The 23186-nt window shown below is 63.2% G+C and carries 25 protein-coding genes and 1 tRNA gene; 10 read left to right on the forward strand and 16 right to left on the reverse strand.

Annotation, left to right across the window (positions count from 1 at the left end; all coding sequences use genetic code 11):
* Window positions 1–115: 115 nt before the first annotated feature.
* On the forward strand, window positions 116–1318 hold the full coding sequence (locus OEZ71_RS04330; RefSeq protein WP_263738683.1) for an ROK family transcriptional regulator: 1203 nt from the start codon (window positions 116–118) through the stop codon (window positions 1316–1318).
* Window positions 1319–1423: 105 nt separating this feature from the next.
* On the opposite strand, the gene OEZ71_RS04335 is transcribed toward OEZ71_RS04330, so the two are convergent.
* The 6 genes from OEZ71_RS04335 to OEZ71_RS04360 all read right to left on the reverse strand — a co-directional run bounded on the left by OEZ71_RS04335 (window position 1424) and on the right by OEZ71_RS04360 (window position 6766).
* Complete coding sequence (locus OEZ71_RS04335) at window positions 1424–2146, reverse strand: aspartate/glutamate racemase family protein (RefSeq protein WP_263738684.1); 723 nt, start codon at window positions 2144–2146, stop codon at window positions 1424–1426.
* 8 nt (window positions 2147–2154) lie between these two features.
* Window positions 2155–2877, reverse strand: coding sequence for an ABC transporter ATP-binding protein (locus OEZ71_RS04340; RefSeq protein ID WP_263738685.1), 723 nt, complete (start codon window positions 2875–2877; stop codon window positions 2155–2157).
* A 3-nt stretch (window positions 2878–2880) separates the two neighbouring features.
* Window positions 2881–3663 carry an ABC transporter ATP-binding protein gene (locus OEZ71_RS04345; protein ID WP_263738686.1) on the reverse strand — a complete coding sequence of 261 codons (783 nt, stop codon included), beginning with the start codon at window positions 3661–3663 and terminating at the stop codon, window positions 2881–2883.
* A complete protein-coding gene (locus OEZ71_RS04350; protein ID WP_263738687.1) occupies window positions 3660–4628 on the reverse strand; it encodes a branched-chain amino acid ABC transporter permease in 969 nt (322 codons plus the stop codon). Before OEZ71_RS04350 ends, OEZ71_RS04345 begins: the two co-directional genes overlap by 4 nt.
* 4 nt (window positions 4629–4632) lie before the next feature.
* Window positions 4633–5502 carry a branched-chain amino acid ABC transporter permease gene (locus OEZ71_RS04355; RefSeq protein WP_263738688.1) on the reverse strand — a complete coding sequence of 290 codons (870 nt, stop codon included), beginning with the start codon at window positions 5500–5502 and terminating at the stop codon, window positions 4633–4635.
* Window positions 5503–5578: 76 nt separating this feature from the next.
* Window positions 5579–6766 carry an ABC transporter substrate-binding protein gene (locus tag OEZ71_RS04360; RefSeq protein ID WP_263738689.1) on the reverse strand — a complete coding sequence of 396 codons (1188 nt, stop codon included), beginning with the start codon at window positions 6764–6766 and terminating at the stop codon, window positions 5579–5581.
* 203 nt (window positions 6767–6969) lie between these two features.
* On the opposite strand from OEZ71_RS04360, the gene OEZ71_RS04365 reads away from it, so the two are divergent.
* Window positions 6970–7689, forward strand: a complete 720-nt coding sequence (locus tag OEZ71_RS04365) for a GntR family transcriptional regulator (protein ID WP_263738690.1) — start codon at window positions 6970–6972, stop codon at window positions 7687–7689.
* A gap of 463 nt (window positions 7690–8152) precedes the next feature.
* On the opposite strand, the gene OEZ71_RS04370 is transcribed toward OEZ71_RS04365, so the two are convergent.
* From OEZ71_RS04370 to OEZ71_RS04410, 9 genes are all read right to left on the reverse strand, one after another.
* Window positions 8153–8740, reverse strand: a complete 588-nt coding sequence (locus OEZ71_RS04370; RefSeq protein WP_263738691.1) for a GNAT family N-acetyltransferase — start codon at window positions 8738–8740, stop codon at window positions 8153–8155.
* The gene (locus OEZ71_RS04375) at window positions 8737–9135 is read right to left on the reverse strand and encodes a ketosteroid isomerase-related protein (RefSeq protein WP_263738692.1); all 399 of its coding nucleotides are present in this window, start codon (window positions 9133–9135) and stop codon (window positions 8737–8739) included. Before OEZ71_RS04375 ends, OEZ71_RS04370 begins: the two co-directional genes overlap by 4 nt.
* Before the next feature lie 96 nt (window positions 9136–9231).
* Entirely contained in the window at window positions 9232–9627 is a 396-nt protein-coding gene (locus OEZ71_RS04380; RefSeq protein WP_412175607.1) for an arsenate-mycothiol transferase ArsC, read from the reverse strand.
* 65 nt (window positions 9628–9692) lie between these two features.
* Window positions 9693–10172 (reverse strand): UPF0262 family protein, encoded by a 480-nt coding sequence (locus OEZ71_RS04385; RefSeq protein ID WP_263738694.1) that lies wholly within the window; start codon window positions 10170–10172, stop codon window positions 9693–9695.
* Window positions 10169–11482 carry a histidinol dehydrogenase gene (hisD, locus tag OEZ71_RS04390; RefSeq protein WP_263738695.1) on the reverse strand — a complete coding sequence of 438 codons (1314 nt, stop codon included), beginning with the start codon at window positions 11480–11482 and terminating at the stop codon, window positions 10169–10171. Before hisD ends, OEZ71_RS04385 begins: the two co-directional genes overlap by 4 nt.
* Before the next feature lie 172 nt (window positions 11483–11654).
* Window positions 11655–12131, reverse strand: coding sequence for a GNAT family N-acetyltransferase (locus OEZ71_RS04395; protein ID WP_263738696.1), 477 nt, complete (start codon window positions 12129–12131; stop codon window positions 11655–11657).
* Window positions 12128–12607 (reverse strand): DUF2948 family protein, encoded by a 480-nt coding sequence (locus OEZ71_RS04400; RefSeq protein ID WP_263738697.1) that lies wholly within the window; start codon window positions 12605–12607, stop codon window positions 12128–12130. Before OEZ71_RS04400 ends, OEZ71_RS04395 begins: the two co-directional genes overlap by 4 nt.
* Window positions 12607–13875, reverse strand: coding sequence for a UDP-N-acetylglucosamine 1-carboxyvinyltransferase (gene murA, locus OEZ71_RS04405; protein WP_263738698.1), 1269 nt, complete (start codon window positions 13873–13875; stop codon window positions 12607–12609). The genes OEZ71_RS04400 and murA overlap by 1 nt, the downstream gene beginning before the upstream one ends.
* Before the next feature lie 7 nt (window positions 13876–13882).
* Window positions 13883–14035 (reverse strand): hypothetical protein, encoded by a 153-nt coding sequence (locus OEZ71_RS04410; RefSeq protein ID WP_263738699.1) that lies wholly within the window; start codon window positions 14033–14035, stop codon window positions 13883–13885.
* Window positions 14036–14124: 89 nt separating this feature from the next.
* Here OEZ71_RS04410 and OEZ71_RS04415 point away from each other — a divergent pair.
* The 7 genes from OEZ71_RS04415 (at window position 14125) to OEZ71_RS04445 (ending at window position 19319) form a co-directional block, all read left to right on the forward strand.
* Window positions 14125–14199 (forward strand) — tRNA-Thr (locus OEZ71_RS04415).
* Between the two features lie 143 nt (window positions 14200–14342).
* On the forward strand, window positions 14343–14564 hold the full coding sequence (locus tag OEZ71_RS04420; protein WP_263738700.1) for a hypothetical protein: 222 nt from the start codon (window positions 14343–14345) through the stop codon (window positions 14562–14564).
* 104 nt (window positions 14565–14668) lie between these two features.
* On the forward strand, window positions 14669–15670 hold the full coding sequence (locus OEZ71_RS04425; RefSeq protein WP_263738701.1) for a hypothetical protein: 1002 nt from the start codon (window positions 14669–14671) through the stop codon (window positions 15668–15670).
* 142 nt (window positions 15671–15812) lie between these two features.
* Window positions 15813–16235: a c-type cytochrome gene (locus OEZ71_RS04430; protein WP_263738702.1), complete on the forward strand. Its 423-nt coding sequence runs from the start codon at window positions 15813–15815 to the stop codon at window positions 16233–16235.
* 92 nt (window positions 16236–16327) lie between these two features.
* Complete coding sequence (locus tag OEZ71_RS04435; RefSeq protein WP_263738703.1) at window positions 16328–17710, forward strand: trypsin-like peptidase domain-containing protein; 1383 nt, start codon at window positions 16328–16330, stop codon at window positions 17708–17710.
* Between the two features lie 104 nt (window positions 17711–17814).
* Window positions 17815–17943, forward strand: a complete 129-nt coding sequence (locus OEZ71_RS04440; RefSeq protein ID WP_263738704.1) for a hypothetical protein — start codon at window positions 17815–17817, stop codon at window positions 17941–17943.
* 89 nt (window positions 17944–18032) lie between these two features.
* A complete protein-coding gene (locus tag OEZ71_RS04445; protein ID WP_263738705.1) occupies window positions 18033–19319 on the forward strand; it encodes an O-acetylhomoserine aminocarboxypropyltransferase/cysteine synthase family protein in 1287 nt (428 codons plus the stop codon).
* A gap of 47 nt (window positions 19320–19366) precedes the next feature.
* Here the strand turns inward: OEZ71_RS04445 and OEZ71_RS04450 are convergent, their stop codons facing one another.
* Window positions 19367–20068 (reverse strand): SIMPL domain-containing protein, encoded by a 702-nt coding sequence (locus OEZ71_RS04450; protein WP_263738706.1) that lies wholly within the window; start codon window positions 20066–20068, stop codon window positions 19367–19369.
* Between the two features lie 157 nt (window positions 20069–20225).
* Here OEZ71_RS04450 and OEZ71_RS04455 point away from each other — a divergent pair, with 157 nt between their 5' ends.
* On the forward strand, window positions 20226–23060 hold the full coding sequence (locus OEZ71_RS04455) for a hypothetical protein (protein ID WP_263738707.1): 2835 nt from the start codon (window positions 20226–20228) through the stop codon (window positions 23058–23060).
* Window positions 23061–23186 lie beyond the last annotated feature (126 nt).

Here is a 23186-nt window from a genome sequence, read left to right on the forward strand (position 1 = left end):
GCGCGATTCCCCCGTTTCTGTCAATAAATAAATAAACTTGATTTATTAATCGAAAAGTCCATAGTTTAAAGGGGAAGCAGAGGTGTCTATGGTCCGTCCGATGTACGGGGAATCGATGATCAGACTGACCGGCGGCGTGAATCAGCGCGGCGTACGCGACCATAACGAGCGCCTGATATTGTCCGTTCTGCAACGTTACGGACCCACCCCGGGCGCAGACGTGGCGCGACTGACCGGACTTTCGCCTCAGACCATTTCGATCATCTTCCGTGAGCTGGAAAGTGACGGGATCATCCGGCGCGGCGATCCCATACGCGGCAAGGTCGGCAAGCCATCGATCCCGATGGAGCTGAATCCCGATGGCGTGTTTTCGATCGGAATGAAGATCGGAAGACGCAGCGCGGAACTGTTGCTCATGGATTTTTCGGGAAAACCGAGACAGCAGTTGTTCACATCCTACGACTATCCGTTTCCGGACGCCGTTTTCGGCTTTTTGAAAGACGGGTTGGTTCGAATGCTTGAGGCGGAACCTGCAAATGTTCGTTCCCGGATATGCGGCATCGGGATCGGCACGCCCTTTGAGCTCTGGCGGTGGCACGACCTGACTGGGACTGCGGCCGAAAGATTCCGGTCTTGGAAAGACATAGACTTTGCGGCTGAAGTCTCAAAATTCTCGGACCTGCCGGTCTTTGTGGTTAACGACGCGACTGCGGGTTGTCATGCGGAACAGCTCTATGGCCGCGGCAAGGAATTTCGCGACTATGCCTATTTCTTCATCGGCTCGTTTATCGGTGGGGGCGTTGCCCTCAACGGCACCGTTTTTGAAGGCAATCAGGGGAATGCGGGAGCCTTGGGGTCGATGCGAACCACGAGTCCCTTGGGTGAAAGCAAACAGCTGATCGATGTGGCCTCCCTGCACCTTCTCGAAGCGCGCCTGATCGAAGCTGGACTTGACCCGCAAGTGATGTGGCAGCGTCCACAGAACTGGAGTTCTCTAACCCGTTACGTGACACCGTGGATCGGCGAAACGGCGCAGGAACTCGCTAAGGCATCACTGTCGATCTGCTCGGTCATCGACTTCGAAGCCATCGTAATTGACGGCGCCTTTCCAGCAGAAGTGCGAAGCGAACTGGTAGAGAGGGTGCGGCGATACATCGAGAACCAAGACACCCGCGGCCTGATCAAGCCGCGGATCGAAGCTGGCAGTGTCGGCGAGAATGCGAGAAGCATCGGTGCCGCAAGCAACCCGGTTTTCTCATTGTTCTTTCTGAACACGAATGCCGGCCTATCGTCGAAGCAGGGACGCGGACTGGCGTAAAACCTGAGGGCATTATCTGTTCCAGGCACATGCAGCTAGGCTTCATTTGTACTTGGTTAGCCCCGCAGCTGTGCCATGATGTGGGCTGGCGGTTGCGTCAGGCGATCAGGTCGTTGCAATACGGGCGACGCCGGGTGCGGCAGCGTCAGGTGGGGTGTAGCCGCCCAATCGTGAAGTGCGCAGATCGAGCCGGATCATGGCCTCGCACATCGCTATCGCCGAGACCACGCCGTCGATCACCGGCAGGCCATGCTCGGCCGAGAGGGATGCCGCAAAATCGGCCATTCCGGCGCAGCCGAGTACGATAGCCTCGGCCTTGTCCTCGGTGATGGCACGCGCGACCTCGTTACCGATGCGGGCGCGGGCCTGAGATCCGGGACGTTCAAGTTCAAGCACCGGCACATCAGAGGCGCGGACCCGGGCGCAGCGCGCTGCAAGCCCGTAGCGGATGAGGTTGTGTTCCAGAGCCGGCACCGATCGCGCCAGCGTCGTGACCACCGAAAACTTGTTCGAGAGCATTGAGGCCATGTGATAGGCCGCCTCGCCGATGCCGATCACTGGCCGGTCGGTCAGGCAGCGCGCGGCATCCAAACCGGTATCGTCAAAGCAGGCAATGACGACGCCATCGAAGCCTGCGGTCCGGCGGATAATGTCGAGCAGGCCCGGAACACACATTGCCTCATCATAGAAGCCCTGGATCGCCGGCGGTCCGTCCGCGGGATTCACGGCGATGATCTCGGTTCCGGGCGATGCGACGCGCCGGGCGGCCGCGCCGATCGTTTCGGTCATGTGACGGGTAGAGTTCGGGTTGACGACGAGAATACGCATCATGCCACCTACAGGTCTCCGCCGAGATAGGCGGCCTTGATCCGGTCATCGCCCATCAGGTCCTTGCTGTTGCCCGACAGGGCCACCGAACCGGTCGACATCGCATAGGCGCGGTTCGAGATCGAGAGCGCCATGCGGCTGTTCTGTTCGACCAGAAGCACGCTTACCCCTTCGTCACGGCTGATCGCGACGATCGCGCGGGCGATGTCCTGCACCAGTTTCGGCGCGATGCCGAGAGAGGGTTCGTCGAGGAGAAGCAGGCGCGGTTTGGCCATCAGGGCCCGGCCGATCACCATCATCTGTTGCTCGCCGCCTGACAGGGTTCCGGCCTGCTGGCCATAACGTTCCTTGAGCCGGGGAAAGCGCTCCAGCACGCTTTCGAGCGTTCGCTGGATGTCCGCCTTGTCGGTTCGGGTGAAAGCCCCCATCAACAGGTTGTCCTTTACCGACATATAGGGAAAGACCCTCCGTCCTTCGGGCACCATAGCGATGCCTTTTCGCACGATCTCGGCGGCGGACATCCCGTCGAGCCGATCCCCCATATAGTGGATCTCGCCGGCGTGTATCGGCCTGAGACCCGTGATCGCGCGAAGGATCGAGGATTTTCCCGCCCCGTTGGCACCGATCAGGGCGACAGTCTCACCCTCGTTCAGCTCGATCGACACCCCCTTCAGCGCATAGACGTGGTCGTAGTAGAGCTCGACATCCTTGAAGTTCAGCATCTGGGTCATGGCCTACATCCCGATCGCCGCGTCTTCGCTGCCGAGATAGGCCTCGATGACTTTTTCGTTGGACTGGATTTCGGCCGGTGTGCCTTCCGCAATCTTCTCGCCGAAATTGATCACCACGATCCGGTCGGAGATCTTCATGACCGCCGGCATGTCGTGTTCCACAAGAAGCACGGTCACCCCGCGTTCGTCGCGCAGGCGACGGACAAGCGATACCATACGCATCGTCTCGTCGTGGTTCATGCCGGCGAAAGGTTCATCTAGCAGCAGGACCGTGGGATTCGTGGCCAGTCCGATGGCCATGCCGAGGGCGCGCAGATGGCCCTGCGGCAGGTTCGAGGCAAGCTCGTCACGGATCGCGCTCATGCCGAGGAAGTCGATGATGTCATCGGCCGAGGCCCCGAATTCCGCCTCGTCAGCCCGCGCCTGCGAGGTTCCGAGGAAGAAGCCCAGCAGCGACGCCTTCGAGCGCAGGTGATGCGCCACGATGATGTTCTCGCGCACCGTCATGGACCGAAAGATCGTGGTTTCCTGAAACGTCCGCACGACCCCCATCCGCGCCACCTTGTGCGGCGCGAGGTTCGAAATGCGTTGGCCCCGGAAGAGGACCTCACCCGAGGTGGTCTTGAGGAACGAGGCGATCAGCTTGAAGAGCGTCGATTTGCCTGCCCCGTTCGGGCCGATTACCGATAGAATCTCCCCCTCCGCCACGTCGAAGGAGATATCGTTGTTCGCGGTGAGTCCGCCGAAGCGCTTGGTCACGCCCTTGACTTGCAGGATGGGGCTCATTTGCGCACCCCCTTGCGTTCAAAGAGGCTGAGGACGCCGTTGGGCAGGAAGAGCATGAGCAAGATCAGAAGCGACGAGTAGATCAGCAGCTGGAAACGCCCGGTCGTGAACAGAAGATCCCAGCCGAAATACAGCATCAGCGTGCCGAGCATCGGACCGAAGACGTAACCCAGACCGCCGAGGAAGCAGTTCAGCATGAAGTTCACGCTGTCCGCGACCTGGAAGGAGGAGGGGTAGATCGACTGCGAGATTGCCACGAACATCGCACCTGCAATGCCGCCGAAGAAGGATGAGATCGAATAGGCCAGCACCCGGAGATAGGCGGTATTCACGCCGATGGAGGCCGAAAGCTCCTCGTTCTGCTGCAAGGACCGGCAGAGATGGCCGAGCCGGGAGTTGACGATGCGATAGAGGGCTGCGTAGCAGATCACCATGAGGAGGACCGCGACGAGGTAGAAGGCCAGCTTGGGGTTCTCCAGCGTGGCAAAATCCGGGATCAGCGTCAGGCCGAAGACCGACACCTCTCCCGGCAGCGGGATCGAGGTGATACCTTTGGCACCGTTCGTGACGGGCAGCGCCAGAGCCGAGAGGCGTCCGACCTCGGTCAGCACGAGTGTGACCATTGCGAAGTAGACGCCGCGCAGCCGGAGGATCGGCAGGCCAATCAGAACCGAGAGCCCCGCGCAGAACAGTCCCGCGAGTGGCAGTGTCGCCCAGAAGCTGAAGCCCGCCTTGGTGATCAGGATGGCGGAAACATAGCCGCCCGCCAGCGCATAGGCGCCCTGACCGATATTGATCCGGCCGATATAGAAGGTCAGCCAGACCCCGGCCGACGCGATGGAGAGAAGCGCGACCGATGTGAGCGTGTAGTAGAAATCCCACCTCCCGCTGATCGCGATCAGCCAGGGGACGATCACAAAGACTGTGATCAGAAAGGCGCCGAGTCCAAGCAGTTTCGCCTTCATCCCCTTACCCCCACGGCTTGCCCATCAGGCCCTGAGGCCGGATGGCGAGGAACACCATCAGCGAGGCGAAGATCACCAGATAGGTGATGTCGCCATAGGCCGCGAGAACGGTCAGCCCGATACTTTCCATCATGCCAAGGATGAAGCCGCCTGCGATGGCGCCGGATATGACCCCTGCGCCGCCGATCATGATCATCATGAAGGCCTTGATCGAGGTCGGTCCGCCCATGCCGAGATTGATGCCGGTGATGGTCACCAGCAGCCCGCCGACAAGGCCCGCCAGCATGGCGCCAAGCGCGAAGCCGATCATCGAATAGCGCTTGACGTCGACCCCCATCAGCTCGGCCGCCATCCGATCCTGCGCCAGAGCCCGCATGGCGCGCCCGGCCTTGGTGTATTGCATGAAGAGGATGAAGCCTGCGATCATCGCGATGGCCAGCACCCCGATCAGGATACGGTCATAGGGCATGATGATGCGGAAATCCCAGTTGAGGACACCATTCACGATCTTCGGCACGCCGCGCTGTTTTTCTCCGAAGACAAGAAGGATCACCGCGTCGAGGAAGAAAGCGATGCCCGCCGCCAGCAGCATCGTGGATTCCTCGCGCTTCGACTTGCGGATTACCGGCGCAAAAAGGAACTTCTCGATCAGCGCGCCCACCACCGCCAGCACGATGGCTGAGGCAAAGAGACCGACGATGAACGGCAGTCCGAACTGCGCGACGATAGTATAGGTAACGAAACCGCCCAGCACATACATCTGGCCATGGGCGAAGTTCAGCACGTTCATCAGCGAGAAGATAAGCGTCAGCCCAAGCGCAATAAGGGCGTATTGGGCACCCAGATAGAGCCCATTTGCGATGATCTGTTCCATCGGTGTCCTCGGATTGACGGGGCCCGGCCGCGTATTGGGAAAGGCCGGACCCCTATGAGACGGGGTTCAGACTGAGTCAGTCAACCTGAGCCACGAACAACGTCTCGAAAGCGCCGTCTTTGAACACGTTGACAACCAGAGGCACTGATACCTGGCGCTTTTGCCCGAAGGAGGATGTGCCGACATAGGTCAGCTTGGCGTCGCCCACCATGTAGGGGTTCGGCGCTTCGAACGTGTCCATCGTCGTCTTGAACGCCTCGACATCGGTCATCGCGGCGGGGTTCGCCTTGATGGTTTCGAGGATGTATTCGAGCGCATAGACCTTGGTGTTCGACTCGTCGTTGTACTCGCCGAACATCTTGGTGTAGCGGTCGACGAATTCGCGCATCGCATCCGAGGCGAGTTCCGGAGTGGAGGCGCCGCCCACCGAGATGAAACCGTTGGCGAGTTCCCCCGCGCCTTCCTGAAGCACGGTCGCGTCCTGCGCGGTCTCGGTCGAGATCAGGCCCTCGTAGCCAAGCTCGCGGGCGGAGCGAATGAGTTGCGGCGCGTTCGCAGGCGAGACGCCCGACAGGACCAGAAGATCCGGCTGGGTCTGGATCACCGGCAGCAGAACCGGTGTGAAGTCGGTCGTGTCAACCTGATAGGTCACGCTGTCCGAGACGACTTCGAGGCCGAGCGCCTTGGCTGCCTCGACACCACCGTCACGCTGCGACAGCGGGTCGGATTCGTTCGCGGCGACGAACGCAACTTTCTGTACACCCTCGTTCTCCATCAGGTGCTTGTAGATCGCCGGGCCCGACTGATAGTTCGCGACCATCCCCAGGACCGCGTTCGAGGCGGGGGCGGTATAGAGCTCTTTCGGGAAGGCATACGGGAAGTACATGATCCCGTTCTGCTCGGCCACTGGGCGGACGGCGGCAGCACCGTCATCGACGTTCGGACCGACGACGTAGTGAATACCTTCCTGCGCCATCTTCTCCATGCCCGCAATCGCGCGCTTGGGGTCCTTCTGGTCGTCGAAGGCGACGATCTGGATGTCATATTTCTGACCGTCGATTTCGTACCCGCCAAGCTCGTTAAGCCATGCGGCGCGGGTTTCCATGGATCGCTGGTTCGAGATGCCCCAGGCAGCGGCCGGCCCCGAGGTCACGCCGACAAAGCCGATCTTCAGGACCGGATTTTCGGCATGCGCCATGCCAAGGAACGACAGGCTTGCCACGGCGGCCAGCGCCGATGTCTTGAGCAAAGTGCGTCTTTTCATCTGATATCTCCCTGAATGCCATTCGGTTCTTTTCCGACGCGCCATGAGGCCAGAGCCGGTGCGGCAATATCATTCAGCAGGATTGTTAACAATTCTGTCAACAAAAATATGATAGTCTTGTCGACGCATATGCTATCTTGTTGGACAAAGATCCGGCCTATATCTGTTGGTAACGCTTCCTTTGACCTTGGAAAAAAAGCGCAATGACCCTACCCGGCCCAAACAGCGAACAGCTTTCAACCGCCGAGGAGGTGGCCGAAGAACAGATTGTCGACCGCATTTTCGAAGCGGTGATCGAACAGCGCCTGCCGCCGGGGACGAAATTATCCGAATCGGCGCTCTGCGAGGTGTTCGGCGTCGGCCGCATGCGCATTCGCCGCAGCCTTCTCTTGCTGGCCAGCCGCGAAGTCGTCGAACTGCACTCCAATCGCGGCGCCTTCGTCGCGCGGCCGACGGCCGAACAGGCGCGCGAGGTGTTTGAGGCCCGGCAGGCGATCGAACCCAACGTCGCACGCATGGCGGCCAAACGCGCAGCAGCCGAGGATATCGCGGCCCTCGCCCGTCACCTGGAACTGGAATCGCAGGCCCATGACAGTGGCAACCGCCGCGACGCGATCAGGCTGTCGGGCCAGTTCCACACGATGCTCGCACAGATCGCCGGAAACGGCGTTATGCTCAGGATGATCAAGGAACTGATCACCCGCACCTCTCTCATCATCGGGATCTATGGCGCGCCGGGCGTAACCAATTGCCGCGACGATGACCACGCTGAACTGATCGACGCCTTGCGCAAGTCTGACGACCGACGCGCAGCCGAGATTATGGCAGAGCACTTGCGCCATATCGAAGAGCGGGTCGATCTGACCGCCCGACCCGGTGCTGGCGTCGATCTTGTTTCGGTCTTTGGCCGCCGCGACGCATAGCTCAGGCAACACCGGAGATGGAGCGCGCCGGAGAGTGGTACCAAAGGCACCCTTTGCGGGCTTGGACGGCATTGATCTGAAGCCCTGCCGTGTTCCAATCGAACATTGGCGCCGCGCTCAGCGGTCACCCGCAATGTGGTCGAAAAATCGGATTCCGTCGGTATGTGGCAGCCCTTACCAGACGTTCGAAGCCGAAAACCGTCCAACGGCAGCGCCCTAGAAATGCTGCGGACCCGATCAAGGTCAGCATCGACGAGCAGCACGCAGTATCATTGCATTCTAACGAACGCCCCTGCGGGTCGCACCGGCCTTGCAGACGTTTTCTTGCAATGTTTGCGGTCATATTTGTCAGCGTCGTCGTCGCGCCATGCCGCCAAAAACTGGTGGGAATGCCCGCCACATGGACACAAAAAACCGGTGGGCGGCTTCAGCGCTCAGTGCAGGCTAACGGCGTAGCCCGGTGTCAAAGCGCCCTGATCCAGAACTGCATCGGCTTCACGCTCTCTTCCGCCTCGCCGATATCCTTCCAGGCGTATTCCGCCACAGCGCCCTCAAGCGGGGCGTAGCCGCGTTTGCGCCAGAATGTATCGAGCGGGCGGTAGGTTGCGGGGTGAAGCGGGTGATCCTCAGGCCTGACGACCCGGCAGAAGGCCGAATGGGTCCGGCCAAGATTGCGGGCATGCGCCTCGCGCGTGTCGAAGAAGGCATGACCGACCCCCCTGCCCCGGTAGTCGGGCAGCAGAACCGATTCCGCGCAGTAGAAGATGTCGGTCAGGGGAATGCCGGTCTCGGCGAAGGCTGCACCAAACTCGTCGCCGTGTTCTTCCATCGGCGTCCCGGTCGAGGCGCCGATAAGGCGGCCATTGTCGAAGGCGCCAACGAGGATCGCATTCTCACTCTTGCGGTAGGTCTTGAGGTAGCGCCGCTCATAGTCAAGATGCCCGTCGTAGAGGTACGGCCAGTCGCGGAAAACGGCGATGCGAAGACGCGCGACATCATCGAGCGCGGCTTCCAGCGCCTCACCGGTCAGGGCGAGGACGTCGACGCTCATGCAGACACCTGCCGGATCCAGTCCTGGAGGTTGTAGTAGGTCGTCACACGCGTGATCTTGCCGTCCTTGAGGTCGAAGAACCCGCCCGCGGGCAGCACATACTTCTGCCCCCGCGCCTCGGGCAGGCCGGGATCGGTCTTCAGATACGTGCCGTTCACCACGAATTCAGCTGCGCCCCGCGTGCCCGCGTCATTGGAAAAGACCACCATGTCGGTCAGCTCTTCGCGGTAGGTCTCGTTCATGTGGCGGCAGAACTCGGCGAAGGCCTGCTTGCCCAACCGCGTCGCACCCTCGTTCACATGATGGGCGAAATCGTCATGCAGGGTTTCCAGCATGGCGTCGAGGTCGCCCCGGTTGAAGGCGGCGTAATAGGCTTCGATCGTGGCGCGGGTCATCGGTTGTCTCCCATTTGTCGCGGCGGACATTAGGGCAGCGCGGGGATGCCGCCCATTCCCAATGCGTCAGTTTATTGTGCACAAGCGCCGCCGCGGCTACTCCACTGTCGGCGGCCCGAACCTCTCGATCATCCGCTTGCGGATCTGGTCGCGGGCCTGGCGGTAGGCGTTGAGCTTCGTCTCGCGGTTCTCGCCGATCCCGGTCGGGTCCATCACCGGCCAGTATTCGACGTCCAGATGGAAGAAGCGGGTAAATTCAAGGGCCTGCCGTTGACTGGCCGGGGACAGGGCCACGACCAGATCGAAGCCCGACAGGTCATCGCCCCATTGCTGCATCTCCTCGAAGCTGCGTGAACGGTGGCGCGACAGTTCGACCCCGATCTCGTGACAGACGGCGATGGAAAAGCCGTCGATTTCCAGATCGTTATGGACACCTGCCGACTGCACATAGCAGGCGTGACCGTAGAACTTCTTCATCATTCCTTCCGCCATCGGCGAACGGACGGCGTTGTGATCGCAGCAGAAGAGCACCGACTGGGGCAGCTTGCCGTCCAAGTTCAGCCCCCGAAATGCAGAACGCAGATAAGGGTGAAGAGACGCCGCGCGGTGTCGATGTCGAGATCGGCCTTGCCTTCGAGGCGTTCCTGCAGAACCCGCGCGCCTTCGTTGTGGATACCGCGCCGGGCCATGTCGATCGCCTCGATCTGGGAGGGCGGCAACCGCTTCACCGCCTCGAAATAGCTTTCACAGATCTGGAAATAGTCCTTCACAACCTGCCGGAAGGGCCCGAGCGAAAGGTGGAACTCCGCCACCTTGTCCTCACCCTCGGTCGCGATATCGAAGACCAGCCGCTTTTCCCGGATGGCAAGGCCCAGCCGGAACGGCCCCTCGGGCGGCGTTTCACCATCCTTGGGCGGCAGCGAGAAGGAATTGTCTTCCAAAAGGTCGAATACCGCGACCTTGCGCTCCTGCTCCACTTCAGGCGTCGGCGCGGGCAGGCCGCGATCGTCGATCTCAATATGGCAGATACGGCTCATGTCACGTCATCCCGATTCAACTGGTCAAGCCGGACCCTGACCGAAAGCCCGTGCGCCTCAAGGCTTTCCGAGATTGCCAACCGTTCGGCCGCCGGGCCGATGGCGGCCAAGGCTCCGGGGGTCATCTTCGCAATCGTCGTGCGCTTGAGGAAATCCATCACGCTCAGCCCGCTCGAAAACCGTGCCGAGCGCGCCGTTGGCAGCACATGGTTCGGCCCGCCCACGTAATCGCCGATCGCCTCAGGAGTCCAGCGGCCAAGGAAGATCGCCCCTGCATGGGTGATCCGTTCGGCCAGCGCATCGGGGTCGGCCACGCACAGTTCCAGATGCTCGGGGGCAACGCGGTTGGACAAGGCTGCGGCCTCGTCCAGATCGCGCGTCACGATCACCGCGCCATAGCCGCGCCAGCTTGCGCCCGCGATGTCGCGGCGGTCGAGCGTTTCCAGCCGTTCCTCCACCGCCGCCGCGACGGCCTGCCCGAAAGCCGCATCATCGGTCACGAGGATCGACTGCGCGCTTTGATCGTGTTCCGCCTGTGACAAGAGGTCGAGCGCGATCCAGTCCGGGTCATTGTCCTTGTCGGCAATCACGAGGATCTCGGACGGCCCGGCGATCATGTCGATCCCGACACGCCCGAAGACCCGCCGTTTGGCCGCCGCGACAAAGGCATTGCCCGGCCCGGTGATCTTGTCGACGGGTCGGATGGTCGCCGTGCCATAGGCCATGGCAGCGATCGCCTGCGCGCCGCCGATCCGGTAAACGGTATCGACCCCCGAAAGCCGTGCGGCCAGCAGAACCAGCGGATTGACCGCCCCGCCCGGCGTCGGGCAGCAGATCACCAGCCGCCCCACCCCGGCAACCTTGGCCGGGATCGCGTTCATCAGAACCGAGGACGGATAGGAGGCGAGCCCCCCCGGCACATAAAGCCCTGCCGCATCGACCGGCCCCCAGCGCCAGCCGATCTCGGCCCCCGCCGCATCGGTCCAGCGCGCATCTTCAGGCATCTGCCGTGTGTGATAAGCGCGGATACGCTCTGCGGCGAGTTCCAGTGCGGCCCGGTCCGCGTCGAACACCTTCGCGCATTCCGCGTCGATCTCCGCCTCGGAAAAGGCCATCGTCGTGGGCGTCAGCTCCAGCCGGTCGAACTTTGCCGTCAGCTCGATGACCGCCGCGTCACCCCGGTCCCGTACATCGGCAATGATTCCGGCCACGGCCGCATCGACATCCGGCGCATCCTCGCGCTTTGCCGAAAGAAGTCTCACGAAGGCGGCTTCGAATCCGGCATCGGTGGTGGACAGGAAAACGGGCATGGTGCACTCCTAGCGTCCCGCTCCCCTTACAATCGCTGGCCGCGCGCCTCAAGCACCCGGCCCCGGGCCGGTCGTGCCGCGTATCCCGGCAACCACATATTTCTTCTTGGGCCAAATACTCCGGGGGAAGCCGCGCGTTCCGCGCGGCTGGGGGCAGCGCCCCCGAGCGGCCTCACCGCAGCGCGCGCCGCATGCCGATCTCGCACCCGCAGCTGTTACGGGGCCGGTCAGGATCAGTCACCACGGCAAAACCCGCCTGCTCATAGACCTTCAGCGCGGCCACGTTCCCGGCCCTGACTTCCAGCCACATCTCGGTGATACCAGCGGTCCGCGCATCCGCGACGGCCGTCGCGATCAGGGCCTGACCGACACCTTTTCCACGCATACGATCGGCAACAAATACCCCGCCGATCCAGCCCCGCGACGGATCATCGGCCTCCGGGACCCAGGAAATACAGCCAACCGGGGCATCGCCCTCAAAGGCCAGAAAGGTCGGATTGGCCTCAAGCTGCGCCGCGAAATCGGTAAGCGGCCGGTCCTGCCAGTCGGCGAGCCGGGCCGAGAATGCCTCGGGCGCCTTGCCCAGCGCCTCCAACCGGATCGCCCGCCAGACTTCTGCTTCGGCTGGCCCGACCCGGCGGACGATCATTCCGGATGCCCGGGTGCCTTGCCCGATGGCGCCGCATAGGGCCGCGTCACATCCTTCAGCGTCAGGTCGAGACATTCGACCGCCGCCGCGATGCCGCCGTCGCCCGCCAGCACCAGTTCCACCCGACCCGCCGCATCCGCGCCCGGTGTCCACTGGATATCGAGCACCGACAGGACCGCGTCCTTGTCGCCCCGGTCAATGCCCTGAGACGACACCGACAGGACGCCATCGATCACCAGAAGCGACCGCACCCGCTCATAGGGGCGCCCGCGCGCCTCGGCGGCGGCCCGGTCTTCCCAACGGAAGCGGTTGATGAGCAACGCCAACCGGCGCAACTTCGGCTGCCACGTCATGTCGGTGATCGACAGGACCGCGTCCTGCACCAGAGTCGCCATGACCGGCACATCCTCTGCCGTCTCGGCCTTCAGATGGAGCGGACGTTCAGCGCCGTCCTCGAACCTTGCGTCTTCGGCCATCACTCCCCCTTCACCCGTTCGATCCGCGCCCCGACGGCGGAAAGCTTTTCCTCAACCCGCTCGTAACCCCGGTCGAGGTGATAAACCCGGTTCACGACCGTCTCGCCCTCCGCCCCAAGCCCGGCGAGGATCAGCGAGACCGAGGCGCGCAGATCGGTCGCCATCACCGGCGCGCCTTTCAGCCGCTCGACCCCCTTGACGGTAGCATGGCCGCCATGAACCTCGATATCGGCCCCCATCCGCATCAGTTCCGGCGCATGCATGAAGCGGTTTTCAAAGATCGTCTCTTCCAGCACGCTCGTGCCCTTGGCGGTCGCGAGCAGCGCCATCATCTGCGCCTGAAGGTCGGTGGGGAAACCGGGGAAAACCTCGGTTTTCACATCTACAGCCTTGGCACGCCCGTTCGAACGTGAAACCCGGATGCCCTTTTCGGTCGGGGTAACGACGATCCCCGCCGCATCGAGCTTTTCACAGAAGGCCGGCAGCAGATCCATGCCGCCGCCGACGAGTTCCACCTCTCCGCCGGCAATGGCGGGGGCGATCATGTAGGTGCCCAGTTCGATGCGGTCGGCAACCACGGGATGGGTCGCGCCATGCAGCCGGTCGACGCCCTGAATTTCGATGGTCGCGGTGCCCTCGCCCGCGATCTGGGCACCCATGGCGCGCAGGCATTTAACCAAATCGACGATCTCCGGCTCGCGCGCCGCGTTCTTCAGAACCGTCGTGCCTTTTGCAAGTGTCGCGGCCATCACGATGTTCTCGGTCGCCCCCACGCTCGCAAACCGCTGGTCTATCACAGCACCCTTCAACCCCTTCGGCGCATCGGCATGCAGATAGCCGTCCTTCAGCTCGATCTTCGCGCCCAATGCCTCCAGCCCCGCAATATGCAGGTCCATCGGCCGCGCACCGATGGCGCAGCCGCCAGGCAGGGATACGACCGCCCGGCCCGCCCGCGCCAGCAATGGCCCCAGAACCAGATTGGAGGCGCGCATCTTGCGGACGATGTCGTAATCGGCGGTGAGGTTATTCAGGTCATGCGAGGACATGGCCAGAACCCGCCCCTCCTGCATCGACCGCACCTCGGCCCCGAGCGATTCCAGCAAGACCGTCATTGTCTTGATGTCCGACAAACGCGGCGCATTGGTGAGCGTCAGCGGCTCATCCGAGAGCAGCGTCGCCGGCATCAGTGCAAGGCAGGCGTTCTTGGCCCCGGCAATGGGGATCTGGCCCTTCAGTTCGGCGCCGCCCGTGACGATGATCGAATCCATGCCTGCCTCAGCTTTCCTTGTTATCCCCAGCGGGCTTTGCGCCCCGCGCCTTGGCTTGCGCCTTGCGGCGCGCGAGGTTCGCCTTCAGCGCCGCCTTGAGCCGCGCTTCACGGCTGCCCTCGTCCTTTTCCGGCCGGTTTTTCGGGGTTTTCCTGTCCATGGCGCCCTCTCTACAGTGAAGGCGCGAAAGGGTCCAGATTGCCCTTGCGCGGCACGGAATTTGCGTCTAACACGCGCCCCACGAAACGGGCTGCCGTAGCTCAGGGGTAGAGCACTCCCTTGGTAAGGGAGAGGTCGAGAGTTCAAATCTCTCCGGCAGCACCAGCCGACAAGGCAACCCGAATCCCACATCCAGAATACCGGCGCCACAGGTTCAGACACGAATCTTTCGACGATTTTCCTATGGATATACGCCACGGACGGTGTCAGCCTGAGCCCATAAGGCTGCTTCCCCCGGAGGACACGTTATGCCCCGATACAACGAAATGTTCGAGCTTTCGGTCTCGGATATCGATCTGATCGAAACCGCGCTGAGCCAGACCCGGGACACCCTGTCGCGGGACATTGCTGGCCAATCGGGCAACAGCGAAAAGGCGGTGCGGCTGAAGCAGGTTCAGGAACTGCTTGGCCGGTTGCACAACCAGAAAATCTTTTACCGCCCAAAAGATGGCGTCTATATCGGCGGATAGGTCAGGCCGCATCCGCCTGAACAGGCGTGGCTTTCCGGCCCTCCGCAACCCGCCTATAAGTCGACCGGGACGCACGGGAATTCGAACGGGGACAATCTTCAGAGATGGCGGAAACGGACCCGGGCAAACGCAGTTTCAACGTCTTCTGCATCGGTCAGGCCGGGCGCCTGGGCTATGAGGCCGTGATCTTTGCCGCGACCTTCCGCGCCGCAAATCCGAACTTTCCCGGCCGCCTCTATGTCGGCGAACCGCAACCCGGTCCGCACTGGCAGGGTGATCCACGCATGACCCCCGAGATCAGGGTACTTCTTGAAGGGTTCGAGGCCGAAATCCTGCCCTTTGACACGCCGCATTTTGGTCAGGTCTATCCCTATGGAAACAAGATCGAGGGACTATTCGCGCTGCCCGACGGCGAGCCCTTCGTCTTCTTCGACACAGACACACTTTTCACCGGTCCGCTGACATCGGTCGGTTTCGATTTCGACCGCCCCTCGGCCTCGATGCGGCGCGAGGCGACCTGGCCGCAGATCGAGCTTTATGGGCCGGGTTACGCGGCGACTTGGAGATCGCTTTACCACAAATTCGGGCTGGATTTCGAAAGCTCGCTCGACCAGACCCAGCCCGACGAATACTGGGAGAGGTATCTCTATTTCAACGCGGGCTGGTTCTTTCACCGCTGCCCACGCGAATTTGGCCGGCGCTTCCTCAACTATGCACTGGCGATCCGCGATGACGGGCCCGCCGAGCTTGTCTGTCAATCGCTCGACCCGTGGCTGGATCAGGTGGCGCTGCCGCTGGCGATCCATTCCTTCGGCGGCGGCAGGCCGGGGCCAGAACTGGCCGGGCTGGACGGTGATGCAAGCTGCCACTACCGCACTCTGCCGCTGCTTTACGCCCGCGAAAGCGACGCCACCGTCGCGGCGCTTGAGCGTGCCATCGCCCCCAATCCGATCAAGAAGGTGCTGAAGGAATACGAGCCGCTGAAAAAGCTCGTCTATCAGGGCAAGGGCCACAAGATCCGCGCCATGTTCGACAGGGGCGCCCTGCCACGCCGGGAACAGACGATCCGCAACCAGATCAAGCAGGCCAAACTCTGGATGCGCTGAATCCAGGGAACGGGCCGGTTACACTCCTGCGACATCCGGTTACAAAATGATGCACTCTTCTTCTTTGATGCCCGCCACCAACGTGTCACCGTTCGGACGCGCGGACTCAGGGACCAGACATTTCTTGAAGGGGGGCTCTGCCATGCGAACTTATTCCGAAACGGCAATCACGACCATGATCGCGGTACTACTCGCGGCACCCGCGTCCGCGATGAGCATCGGCGAGTTCGAGTACCGCAACAGTTGTATCGCCTGCCACGGCGAGACGGCGAAGGGCGACGGCCCCTTCGTCGGCTATCTGCAGGGCACTTCGCCGCCGGACCTGACGACGCTGCAGAAAGACAACGGCGGCGTCTTTCCGGTTACGGTGATCTACGATGTGATCGACGGCTCCGACATGGCCAGCGCACACGGCACGCGCGAGATGCCGATATGGGGCAACCGCTACCGGATGCGGATGGACGCGGCGCAGGATTGGAACTACTCACCCGAGGAGACCGAGGCATATGTGCGCACCCGGATACTGTCGCTGATCGAGTATCTCTCGACACTTCAGGAAGAATAGGAGGGACGGAAATCGGCGCGGGCCGCGCTTGAACTTGCCGGGGCGGCGAACAATCTTGGCAAGAGCATGCAATAACCCGGACTGGTAATCCAATGCGTATAGCCGCCATCTTCCTCATCGCGGCTGCCGCCCTGCCCATGCCGCTCCATGCCCAGTCGCAGGTGCCGGCCGATCGGGCCGAGATCTCACTCAGCTTCGCGCCGGTGGTGAAAGAGGCCGCCCCAGCTGTCGTCAATATCTATGCCAGCCGCATTGTCGCCCAGCGACTGAGCCCCTTCGCCGACGACCCGTTCTTTTCCCAGCTTTTCGATTTCGGCCAGACCGTACCACGTGTGCAGAACTCGCTCGGCTCAGGCGTGATCCTCTCGCCGGACGGCATCGTCGTATCGAACTATCATGTCGTCGGTGGGGCCGAGGATATCCGCGTCGTTCTGACTGACCGGCGAGAGTTTTCCGGTCAGGTCATCCTGGCCGACGAGGCCGCCGATCTGGCGGTGATCCGGCTCGACGGGGCCGAGGACCTGCCCGCGCTGGAACTTGCCAGATCCGACGAGGCCGAGGTCGGCGATCTCGTCCTTGCCATCGGCAATCCGTTCGGCGTGGGCCAGACGGTGACGTCGGGTATCATCTCGGGCCTCGCCCGGGCGGGCGGCGATATGGGGCGCGGCCGGGGCTATTTCATCCAGACCGACGCCGCAATCAATCCGGGCAACTCAGGCGGTGCGCTGGTGGATACGGACGGGCGGTTACTCGGGATAAACACCTCGATCCTCACCCGGTCGGGCGGATCGAACGGCATCGGTTTTGCCATCCCGTCGGATCTCGTCGCGCAATATGTCCGTCAGGCCGAGGCGGGGGCCAAGGACTTTGCCCGACCGTGGTCAGGGATCGACGTGCAACCCGTCGATGCCGATCTGGCCGAGGCGCTGGGCCTTCCGTTCCCGCGCGGCGTGGCGATCCGCGACCTGCATCCCGAAAGCCCCTTCGCAAAGGCGGGTCTCATCGCGGGTGACGTTCTGACCGGCATTGACGGCGAGAGCATCGACGGACCGCAGGAGCTTGATTACCGCCTCGCCGTGCTCGGTCCCGGTGGCACGGCAATCGTCGGCTATTGGCGGGACGGGATCGAGGCGACCACCGAGATCGAGCTTTCGGAGGCGCCGGGGATGGAGGTCGAGACGGTGCGGATGCCTGCGGGCACGGTCTTTGCCGGTCTTACCATCGCCCCGCTCGGCCCCGCCCTGATCGAGCGACTGGGCCTACCGCTCACGGCCGAGGGCGTCGTGGTGACCGAGGTCGCGGGACCGGCGCGGCGTACACGACTTAGCCCTGGCGATATCCTCATCGCCGTAAACGGGTCCCCGATCACATCGCCAGACGACCTCGTGGCCGTCCTTGCGCAAGGTGGAACAAGCTGGCGCATCGAGTTCCAGCGCGGCAACCGGCGCGCGGTGATCCGTCTCTCGGGTCGGTGATCTGACGATCACGACCTTTGTCCGGCAAGTGATTTCCCGGTGATTGCCGTCGTCCCTAGCATGGAACCGAGGGACGGTTGCCGAAACAACCGGGAGACCGAGAGATGAAACCGATCACCGCATTTCTGCTTGCCGCACTCGTTATGGGCCTTGTCTCTGCCTGCCAGGTGTCGTCCGGATCGGGGTTTGCGACCTATCCCGATCACCGCCCGAGCAAGGGGCGTGACGACTGAAGGCCGGGTACTGTTCAGAGCACCCAAGACCCGTTGTGCCGCCTCCGCCCTTGCCCTAACGTCTCCGCGACCAACTGACGGAGACAGGAATGGCCAGGACTTACGGTTTCGACACATTGCAGATTCATGCGGGCGCCCGCCCCGACCCCGCGACCGGCGCGCGACAGGTGCCGATCTACCAGACGACGGCCTATGTCTTTCGCGATGCCGATCATGCGGCCGCACTCTTCAACCTTCAGGAAGTGGGCTATATCTATTCCCGCCTGACCAACCCGACCGTCGCAGCACTCGCCGAACGCATCGCGACGCTGGAGGGTGGCCAGGGCGCGGTCTGCTGTTCCTCGGGCCATGCCGCGCAGATCATGGCCTTGTTCCCGCTGATGGGACCAGGCTGCAATATCATCGCGTCGACCCGTCTCTACGGCGGCACCGTCACCCAGTTCAGCCAGACGATAAAACGCTTCGGCTGGTCGGCGAAATTCGTCGACACTGATGATCTTGCTGCGGTCGAGGCGGCGATTGACGACAACACCCGTGCGATCTTCTGCGAGTCGATCGCCAATCCGGGCGGCTATGTCACGGACATTCCGGCGCTGGCCGGTGTCGCCGACAAAGCGGGGCTGCCGCTCATCGTCGACAACACGTCAGCCACGCCCTATCTCTGCCGCCCGATCGAGATGGGGGCGACGCTGGTGGTGCATTCGACCACCAAGTACCTCACCGGCAACGGCACCGTGACCGGCGGCTGCATCGTGGATTCGGGTAAGTTCGATTGGTCGGCTTCCGGCAAGTTCCCCTCGATGTCGGAACCCGAACCCGCCTATCACGGGCTGAAATTCCACGAAACCTTCGGACCCCTTGCCTATACCTTCCATTCCATCGCCATCGGCCTTCGCGATCTCGGCATGACGATGAACCCCCAGGCCGCGCATTACACGCTTCTGGGGATCGAGACGCTGAGCCTGCGGATGGAACGCCACGTTGCCAATGCGAAGAAGGTCGCCGAATGGCTGGAGAACGATCCCCGTGTCGACTACGTGACCTATGCCGGCCTCGCCTCTTCACCCTATGCGGACAGGGCGGCAAAGCTCTATCCGAAAGGCGCAGGCGCCTTATTCACCTTCGCGGTCAAGGGCGGCTATCAGGCCTGCGTGAAGCTCGTGGATTCACTCGAACTCTTCAGCCACGTGGCGAATCTCGGCGATACCCGTTCGCTGATCATCCACTCGGCCTCCACCACCCACCGCCAGCTCAGCGAAGAGCAGCAGAAGGCGGCCGGTGCGGCCCCGAACGTCGTGCGTGTGTCGATCGGGATCGAGGATGCCGACGACATCATCGCCGACCTCGATCAGGCACTGGCCAAGGCGACGGCCTGAAAAACAGCAAGGTGGGCCCCGGCCCACCTTGCCGACCCGCTTCGGCTTTATTCGGCGATCTCGTAGACGATCGACACGGACGCGCCGAGATTGACCTCGCCCGTGGCCACCGGCACATCCGCCGCGCCCTTAGCGAAACTCGCCTCGGCCATCATCACCGGGCCGCGCGGCTGGAAGCCTGCCGGTTCCGAGATCGACAGGACCCTGCCGAGCTTGACCCCCGCGGCCTCGGCGTAAAGCGCAGCCTTGTGCGCCGCGTCGGCCACGGCGCGCCGCCGCGCCTCGTCGATGGCTGACGCGTCGTCCTCAAGACCGAAGCTGAGCCCGTTCAGCGTATTGGCGCCCTCGGACACGACCCCGTCCAATACGCCTCCGACCGCCGCGAGGTCGCGCACCCGGACCGTCACCATGTTCATCGCCAGATAACCGGTGATCTTCGGCTGACCGCCGTTCGAACCGCCATAGTCGTAGCGCGGGCCGAGCGACAGGCCCGAGGTCTGGATGTCCCGGTCCTCGATCGCCTCGGCCTTCAGCCGGGCAATCACCGCCGCAACCGCCTCGGAATTGGCGCCGAGCGCTGACGAGGCGGTGTCCCCCTCGGTCGTCACCCCGAGCGATACCATCGCCATATCCGGCGCGGCCTCGACCTGCCCTTCGCCGGTCACCGTGATCGTGGCGGGTCCCGTCTCGGCGGCCAAAACCGGGCCTGACAGGGCAAGAATGACCGTGAAGATACTGAACAAGCGCATGAATCCCTCCATATTGCGCGACAATCATCAAGGCTTTGACGTTCCTCGCAAGCAGTTCCTTGGCGGCACGGCTTTCCATGGGCAAGAATCTGCTTTAGGACAGAAATCAGGTGGTATGCGGCTTTGGTGTGGGCCGCGATAATGTTACTTGCGCACAATGGAACCCGGTTTTTCACTTAGACTCGACCATGATGCGGTCGACCTGCTCGCCCGTGCCGGGGATGGCTGGGAAGAGCTCGGCCGTGCCGATTTCGCTGATCCCGAACTCGACGGACAACTCGCCGAATTGCGCGACCTTGCTGCAGCGCTCTCACCGGACGGGTTCGCCACAAAGCTGGTGCTGCCCGCTTCGCAGATTCTCTACACCGAGGCCGATGCGCCGGGCCCCGATGAAGACGCGCGCTGTCGCCAGATCGCCGGGGCACTGGAGGGCCGCACGCCCTATTCGGTCGAGGATCTGGTCTTTGACTGGGCGGAACAGGACGGAACTGTCCGGGTCGCCGTCGTGGCCCGCGACACGCTTGCCGAGGCCGAGGCCTTTGCGGAAGAACATGGCTTTCACCCGCTCTGCTTCGCCGCCGCGCCCGACCCTGACCAGTTCCCGCGCGAACCCTCTTTCGGCCTGACCCGGTCGGGCGCGAAACTTGTTGACGAGGGAAACGACCTCGTCGGTAGATCGGAGGCTTTGGGCGTCGTAGAGACCGATAGCACGGTGGACGATCCAGCGGCAGGAACCGACGACGAGGCGGAAGCGGAAGACGCGACACGTGTCGATGATCTGGCATCGGCCAAGCCCGAAAGCGATGAACCGGCGACGGCCACAACCAGAGACACGCCGGAAGATGTTTCCGGCGGTGACGTCCCGGACGTGGAGGCGGCGGTACAGCCCGAAGCCCGCGATCCGGACATGGTCGTCAGCGCCGATGTCTTGCCCGGCGAGGCCAGGCCCAGTCCCGCCGACCATGTCATGGCCGACCGCACAGAGCGCGACCACGCGGAAACCGAGCTGGGCATCACCGCCGGGCTCGTCCCGGACGACGCGGAGGAGTTGTCCGCGGACGGCCAGACCCTATCCGACCCCGACGACCCGCTTCAGGACGAGCTTGACACGGATCTCGGACCAGAACCGGCTTCGGCGGGGGAGGCCGCAGAGGCCCCCTTCATCGCGGTCGATGACATGCCGGACGTCGATGAGACGGCGGACCTGCCGGAACTGCCCGTTGTTCCGGCAGCCCCGGCCTTCGCATCGCGCCGTGTGGGTCCGGCAGTCCCGCCCGGAAAGCCGGAAACACCCAGCCTGGCCGCGCGGCCGTCCCGGTTCAACCTGCCCGGTTTCGGCCGGTCCGCGACAGACAAAAGCCGAGGCGTGACAGGCGCCGATGTGGCGGTGGACGATACACCAGCCGCCGAGCCACGCATTCAGACGCCGCGCGTTAAGGCTCCGCGCGTTCCGTCTGTGCATCTGACCGACGCACGTCATGGCACAAGGGCTCAGTTGCAGGCACGGCAGAAAGCCGCCGAAATGATCCCACCACCCGCGGACAGGGAGGCGGGAGCATTCGAGATCGGGCTCGGCCTGCGCAATGCCCCACCCCTGCGGCTCAAGCTCGGCCTCGTTCTTGTCGCGGCACTCTTGGTCCTGATGGCGCTTGTGGGCTTTGGGTCGCTCTGGTTCTCGGATGCCTCCGCCCCGTCGGAACCCGCCACCGTCGCAGACGCGCCCGCGATTACCGAAATGACAGAAACGGCGGCAGAGTCCGAGGTGCCGACAGATGTGGTCGCCGCAGCTTCTGCGCCAGAGGTCGACCAGATAGCGGTTGCGGAACCCCCGGCAGACACCACCCCACCGGCGCCCGAAACCACGGTCACGGAAGATGTAGCACTCGCCGCGCCGGACCTGTCCGCCCCGGATGCCGGGACGATCTGGACAAGCCCGCCAAGCACCGCCGACACCCCGCCGCCCAGCGCAGATGTGCCCCCGTCGATCGGTACGGAATCCGATCCCGGCACTGATGCAGCCCCGGTTCTGAGCCTTCTCGCCCCCACGACAACCTCACCCGATCCGGGCCTGAAGCCCCAACCGGTGCCCCCTCCGCCGGGTACCGAATACCAGTTCGACGCCAATGGGTTCATCGTCCCGACCGCGGACGGGGTGCGGACACCGGATGGCGTCACGGTCTTCGCGGGACGCCCCCCCGTCGCCCCTGTGGCCCGGCCCGCCGCACTTCTGCCCGCCACAGAGCCGGAGCCGGAAACGCCGGACCCCGCACCGGCACTGGAAGCTGAACCCGAGGCCGCCGCCACGTCTGACCCAGCATCGCCCGATGCAGGTCCGTCTGACACCGCCACGGCAGAGGACCCATCCGCCCCGGCAGAAGACGCGCCCCTGCCCGCCCCGGTCGATCCGGCCCATGCCGCCCTGAAGCCGAAGCCCCGCCCCGCAGCCCTCGTGGCCGCGACCGAGGCCCGGATCGCGGAGGAAGAGGCCGAGGCGGAAGCGCTGGCGCAAGCACTGGCCTCGGCCACGCCACAGGCCGTGGCAACATCGCTGCGCCCGCGCGCGCGCCCTGAAGGACTGAGACCCGTGGTTATCGCGGCCACCCCGGCGGTCGACGACGCGGTCGCGGCAGCGGTTGCGGCCAGCCTTGCCGTTCCCGAGGCACCGACGCAAGCAGCGCCTCAGGCGGCACCGGAGGAAGAGATCGACGAACCCGAACCGGTTTCGGCAGCCCCGAACATTCCGACCACTGCCACGGTGGCCAAGCAGGCGACGATCAAGAACGCGATCAACCTGCGTGAAATCAGTCTGATCGGCATCTACGGTTCCTCCGCCAACCGCCGGGCGCTGGTGCGGATGCCCAACGGGCGCTACGTCAAGCTGAAGATCGGCGACCGGCTCGATGGCGGTCAGGTGGCGGCCATCGGCGACAGCGAACTGAGTTACGTCAAGCGCGGCAAAACCATCGTCTTGAAAATCCTCAAGAACGGCTGAAGACATTCCCAAAGAGCATTTTGGGATTCATTGCAGTTTCAGAAAACCTTCAGGCCACCTTCCGGACTTCTCTCACGCCTTCTGACACGCTCTGAACAGGGACGGTGCGATGCCGCCCCGACCGGA

Source organism: Albidovulum litorale (assembly GCF_025751495.1).
Taxonomy (GTDB): Bacteria; Pseudomonadota; Alphaproteobacteria; order Rhodobacterales; family Rhodobacteraceae; genus Albidovulum; species Albidovulum litorale.